This is a genomic window from Streptomyces sp. 13-12-16 (genome assembly GCF_002114215.1).
In the GTDB taxonomy this organism is placed as follows: domain Bacteria; phylum Actinomycetota; class Actinomycetes; order Streptomycetales; family Streptomycetaceae; genus Streptomyces.
In genome coordinates this window covers 1-5369 of record NZ_NCTE01000316.1, presented here as the reverse complement: position 1 = coordinate 5369, position 5369 = coordinate 1, and the positions used below count along the sequence as shown (strand labels likewise).

4 protein-coding genes and 2 pseudogenes are annotated in these 5369 nt (G+C 71.9%); 2 read left to right on the top strand and 4 right to left on the bottom strand.

The window, feature by feature from the left end; all coding sequences use genetic code 11:
* Positions 1 to 408: pseudogene (locus B7767_RS13450) on the bottom strand (hypothetical protein); the annotation flags it as partial.
* A 217-nt stretch (positions 409 to 625) separates the two neighbouring features.
* A complete protein-coding gene (locus B7767_RS13445; protein ID WP_085572391.1) occupies positions 626 to 1420 on the bottom strand; it encodes a class II aldolase/adducin family protein in 795 nt (264 codons plus the stop codon).
* A gap of 160 nt (positions 1421 to 1580) precedes the next feature.
* On the opposite strand from B7767_RS13445, the gene B7767_RS13440 reads away from it, so the two are divergent.
* Complete coding sequence (locus tag B7767_RS13440) at positions 1581 to 2060, top strand: pyridoxamine 5'-phosphate oxidase family protein (RefSeq protein WP_085572390.1); 480 nt, start codon at positions 1581 to 1583, stop codon at positions 2058 to 2060.
* A 10-nt stretch (positions 2061 to 2070) separates the two neighbouring features.
* Here the strand turns inward: B7767_RS13440 and guaA are convergent, their stop codons facing one another.
* The gene (gene guaA / locus B7767_RS13435; protein ID WP_085572389.1) at positions 2071 to 3651 is read right to left on the bottom strand and encodes a glutamine-hydrolyzing GMP synthase; all 1581 of its coding nucleotides are present in this window, start codon (positions 3649 to 3651) and stop codon (positions 2071 to 2073) included.
* A 335-nt stretch (positions 3652 to 3986) separates the two neighbouring features.
* Here guaA and B7767_RS13430 point away from each other — a divergent pair, with 335 nt between their 5' ends.
* Entirely contained in the window at positions 3987 to 4283 is a 297-nt protein-coding gene (locus B7767_RS13430) for a chorismate mutase (RefSeq protein WP_085572388.1), read from the top strand.
* A 277-nt stretch (positions 4284 to 4560) separates the two neighbouring features.
* On the opposite strand, the pseudogene B7767_RS13425 reads toward B7767_RS13430, so the two are convergent.
* A pseudogene (locus tag B7767_RS13425) lies at positions 4561 to 5369 on the bottom strand (hypothetical protein); the annotation flags it as partial.

Below are 5369 nucleotides of genomic sequence, written 5' to 3'. Positions count from 1 at the left end.
CACCACCAGCGCGGCCAGCAACCCGGCGGTGCGCGCGGCGGTCCACCCCGCGCCGATCGCCGTGAGCGCCTGCCCCAGGAGCAGCAGCACGACGCCCGCCCACACCACACCCGCGGTCCGCCGCCACAGCCGCACCAGCCACGCCGTGCCCTCGGCCCGCCCCCGTTCGGCGACGATCTCCGCGGCCTGTGTCAGCTCCTCCGACACCCACTGCCGGGAGGCGGAGGCGGAGTGGGCCACCGCGGCCGGCACCCCGTGTCCGGCCGCGAACTCGTCCCGCTTCAGCAGGAACGCGGCGACCGCCCGCCGATGCCCCTCGCGCACGCCGTGCGGACAGTCCCCGCAGGTGCAGCCCCCCTCATGAGCGCCCATGTCGGGGCCGACCTGCCTCGCCTCCTGCACCGCCACGCCCGAAGCCCGCCTTCCCCACCGTCAAAGCCATCGAAGCCGTCAAGAAAACACGGCACAAGTCCCCTGCGACGAAAGCGAATTGTGCCCTACCCCGCGCCCTTCCCGTCCGGCAGGACCGATCAGGACGAGTGAACTTCGGGGCGCCGGGTTGACTCGCCGCCGAGCCGGGCGGATCCGTCCAGCCCGGCAGGTTCGTCCAGCTCGCCGGATCCGTCTAGCTCAGCAGGTCCGGCTCGCTCCGGCTGATGTCCTGCCACATCGGCTGGTAGTTGATCCACGCCACCAGGTCCCCGCCCAGCTGCTCCCGCGTCGCCACCGCCTGCCGGTGGTCGATGAGGACGGGCCGGCCCGCCGCCTTCGCGGTGAGCTGCACCTGGCAGGACCGCTCCATCGTCACGAACCACCAGGCCGCCGCGTCCACCGAGTCGCCCACGGTGAGCAGCCCGTGGTTGCGCAGCACCAGCGCCTTGTGGGAGCCGAGCACATCCGCGATCCGCCTCCCCTCCTCGGCGTCGACGGTGACGCCGCTGTAGGCGTCGTAGAGGGCGTGGTCCTCGTAGAAGGCGCAGCTCTCCTGGGTGATCGGGTCGAGCAGGTCGCCGAGGGCGGCGAGGGCGCGGCCGTGCACCGAGTGGCAGTGGGCGACGGCGACGACGTCGGGCCGGGCCGCGTGCACCTGGGCGTGCACGGTGAACGCGGCCTGGTTGACGTGGTGGCCCCCCTCGACGACCTGGCCGTCCCGGTTGGCGAGCACCAGGTCGCTCACGGTGACCTGCCGGAAGGGCATCCCGAACGGGTTGACCCAGAAGCAGTCGCTGAACTCCGGGTCGCGTGCGGTGATGTGTCCCGAGACACCGTCCTCGTAGCCGAGCCGCCCGAAGAGCCGCAGCGCGCCCGCGAGCCGCTCCTTGCGGTGCCGGCGCTCGTCGTCGACCGACTCGTGCATGGGCGGCATGGCGAAGCGCAGTTTGCCGGTGGGCAGCGGCAGGGGCGGCGTGGGCCCGTGCATGAGTCCTCCCGCGGGGGGTGTGCGTACGGGGCGGAAGTTACCGGCGGGCCGCACCGGACGACAGCTCTGTTCCGTAACACCGGACACCCGGTGGCACCGGACACCCGGCGACGCCGGATACCCGACACAAGATGTCCGGTATCCCCGACACACTCGGTCCATGCCTACGAACTGGGCGGCCTTCACCGCCGCCGAACCGGAGTTCGCGAAGACCGTGGAGGAGCGCTTCGCCGCGTACACCCACCACGTCCTCGCGACCCTGCGCAAGGACGGCTCACCGCGGACCACCGGTCTGGAGGTCCGCTTCCTGAACGGGGAGCTGTGGTTCGGCATGATGCCGGACTCGCTCAAGGCACTCGATCTGCGCCGCGACCCGCGCTTCGCGCTCCAGGCGAACCCGGGCGACGGCACGGGCATGGGCGGCGGCGACGTCCGTATCGGCGGCCGGGCGGTCGAGATCGCCGACGACGACACGGAGACCCGGCGCCGGTACGCCGAAGAGGTGGAACCGCCGGAGCCGTTCCACCTCTTCCGCACCGAGCTGACGGAGGTCGTGAGGACCTACGTGGAGGACGAGAAGTACCTCGTCGTCCGGGTCTGGAAGCCCGGGGGGCCGGTGCGCACCCTCCGACGGACCTGACCCGGAGGGGTCACTCCCACTCGATGGTGCCCGGCGGCTTGGAGGTAACGTCGAGGACGACGCGGTTGACGTCCCGCACCTCGTTGGTGATCCGGGTCGAGATCTTCGCGAGGACGTCGTACGGCAGCCGGGACCAGTCGGCGGTCATGGCGTCCTCGCTGGAGACGGGGCGCAGCACGATCGGGTGACCGTAGGTGCGGCCGTCGCCCTGGACGCCCACCGACCGCACGTCCGCGAGCAGGACGACCGGGCACTGCCAGATGTCCCGGTCGAGACCGGCCGCGGTCAGCTCCTCGCGGGCGATGGCGTCGGCCTCGCGGAGCAGGTCGAGCCGCTCCTTGGTGACCTCGCCGACGATGCGGATGCCCAGGCCCGGGCCGGGGAACGGCTGGCGCTGGACGATCTCGTCCGGCAGGCCGAGCTCCTGGCCGACCATCCGGACCTCGTCCTTGAACAGCTTGCGCAGCGGCTCGATCAGCTTGAACTCGAGGTCCTCGGGCAGGCCGCCCACGTTGTGGTGGGACTTGATGTTGGCGGTGCCGGTGCCGCCGCCGGACTCGACGACGTCCGGGTAGAGGGTGCCCTGGACCAGGAACTCCACCGCCGGGCCCTCGTCCGCGATGATCTCGGCCTGGGCCTGCTCGAAGACCCGGATGAACTCCCGGCCGATGATCTTCCGCTTCTCCTCGGGGTCGGAGACGCCCTTGAGCGCGGTGAGGAACCGCTCCTGCGCGTCCACGACCTTGAGCTGTACGCCGGTCGCGGCGACGAAGTCCTTCTCGACCTGCTCGGTCTCGCCCTTGCGCATCAGGCCGTGGTCGACGTACACGCAGGTCAGCTGGGAGCCGATGGCCTTCTGGACGAGCGCGGCGGCGACGGCGGAGTCCACGCCGCCGGACAGGCCGCAGATGGCGCGCTTGTCGCCGACCAGCTCGCGGATGGCGTCGACCTGCTCGTCGATGACGTTGCCGGTGGTCCAGTCCGGGGTCAGGCCCGCGCCCCGGTACAGGAAGTGCTCCAGCACCTGCTGCCCGTGCGTGGAGTGCATCACCTCGGGGTGGTACTGGACGCCGTAGAGCTTCTTCTCGTCGTTCTCGAACGCGGCGACCGGGACGATGTCCGTCGAGGCGGTGACGGTGAAGCCCTCGGGGGCGGCGGAGCAGGCGTCGCCGTGCGACATCCAGACGTCCTGCTCGTCCGGGGTGCCCTCGAAGAGGGTGGAGGAGTTCCTGGCGACGTGCAGGTCCGTACGGCCGTACTCGCGGGCGCCGGTGTTGTCCACCTGGCCGCCCAGGCTCTGGGCCATGAGCTGGAAGCCGTAGCACATGCCGAAGACGGGGACGCCGGCCTCGAAGATCTCGCGGTCGAGACTCGGGGCGCCCTCCTCGTACACGGACGAGGGGCCGCCGGACAGGATGATCGCCGCGGGGTTCTTGGCGAGGATCTCCTCGACCGGCATGGTGCTCGGCACGATCTCGCTGTAGACCCGCGCCTCGCGGACGCGACGGGCGATGAGCTGGGCGTACTGCGCGCCGAAGTCGACGACCAGGACGGTGTCGGGCGCGTTGGCAGCGGGAGACGCTGATGACACGAGGTGCCTTCCGGCGGTGGGGCGGGAGTCTTGTGCTCCCCAATTCTACCGAGGCGGCGGCGGACCACGTCCCGCCGCCGGAACCGGGCCCCGTCTCACCATGCGATCCGTGTTGGACGGCCGCGGCCGGCCGGGCATACTTGCCCCATGCTCACGCACCCGACCTTCCTCTTTACCTATGGCGACCGGCCCGCCGGCTGCCATGGTCGTGCTGCTTGAGCAACTGACAAGCGACTTCCCAGGCGCCCCGGGCCGACAAGGTCCGGGGCGCCTGGCGTTCTCCCTCCGGGCCCTGTCGCTCCGGGGCGCCGCACCCACCCACGAGGAGCCCCTGCATGACCACCACCACGACGGAGCCGACCGAGAAGACCGGCGCCCGCACCACCGAGGCCGCCGAGCTGATCACCGGTGCCCGCGAGCGGATCGACGCGCTCGACGACCGGATCATCGGTCTGATGCAGGAACGGATGGCCGTGTCGGCCGTCATCCAGAAGGAACGGATCGCCTCCGGCGGGCGGCGGGTGAACCTGTCCCGCGAGATGGAGGTGCTCGCCCACTACCGGGACGCCCTGGGCAAGCCGGGCACCACGCTCGCGATGACCCTGCTGGAGCTGTGCCGCGGCAGGATCTGAATCCGCGCGGTACGGACGTACGCGCGCTCCTCACCCGTACGGCGCGTGACCGGTGCCGGGACCGCTTCGTTGGTACCGGTGTCCGCGTCGGCCAGGGGCGGACGAGCAGTACCACGCGTGACTCGCCGGAGCGATGAGACGTGCGGATCGTGCCGCACGTCGTGGGACCTCGCTCCGGGGAAGTGACCGGACGGCAGGGGACAGCGGCCCGGTCACTCCAGAGAACGGCCGGTCCCGGGGACGCCCGGGACCGGCCGGCGGGGGCCCGCCGTGCGCCTCAGGTGCGGGTCACGACTCCGCAGCCCGCCTCGTCGTCGGCCGGCTCCAGGTCCTTGCTGCGGTCGTACGGGTCGCGGGCCGGTCCGGTCGGCTCGGGGCGTCCCCGCCGGTCGGCGAGGAACTGCGGCCGGATGACCCCGTCGCCGTCCCGGCAGTCGTCGTTGGATATCTCGCCGTTGACGTCGGTGATCCAGATGTGCCCCTCGCCGGCCTGGAACCTGGCGGGGTCCACGGCGTCCACCTCGATCGTCCGGCGGACGATGGCCCTGCTCACCTCGTCACCGCCGCCGACGCGGGCCATCGGGTACACGAAGGTGTAGTCGGCCTTGATCAGAGCCCGCCCGGCGGTTCCCTTCACGGCCTCGACCGTCATGCGGCCACGCACCCGCACCTCGCCCACGAGTTCGACCTCCGCGGGGTCGAACCGGGTGAACGTCCACACCGGGTCGTTCTTCTCCGTGGGTTCGCGCAGGGCGTCGCGCAGATCGGCGAGGTACTCCTTCTCCGCCGGGTCCACGAGCTCCAGTGCCTTCGTCGGCCGCTCGCCCCTTAGTACGGCGGGGTCGAGGTTGGCGGCGACCAGGAACTCCTTCGTCCCCTTCAGCGCGGCCCGGATCCGGTCGGCGGGGACTCCGCCCACGGCCTTCGCCTCGGGCAGCCGGATGGCGTCCGCTCCCGCCTCCCACCGGGCGGCCGGGGACCCGGCGAACGGCTTCTCCCGGGTGGGGAGGCCGGCGGGGGCGTCGGGGGGCGCGGTGCCGGGGCGGCCGGTCTCGGGGGCGAGCGGAGTGGCGTCGGCCGTCCCCG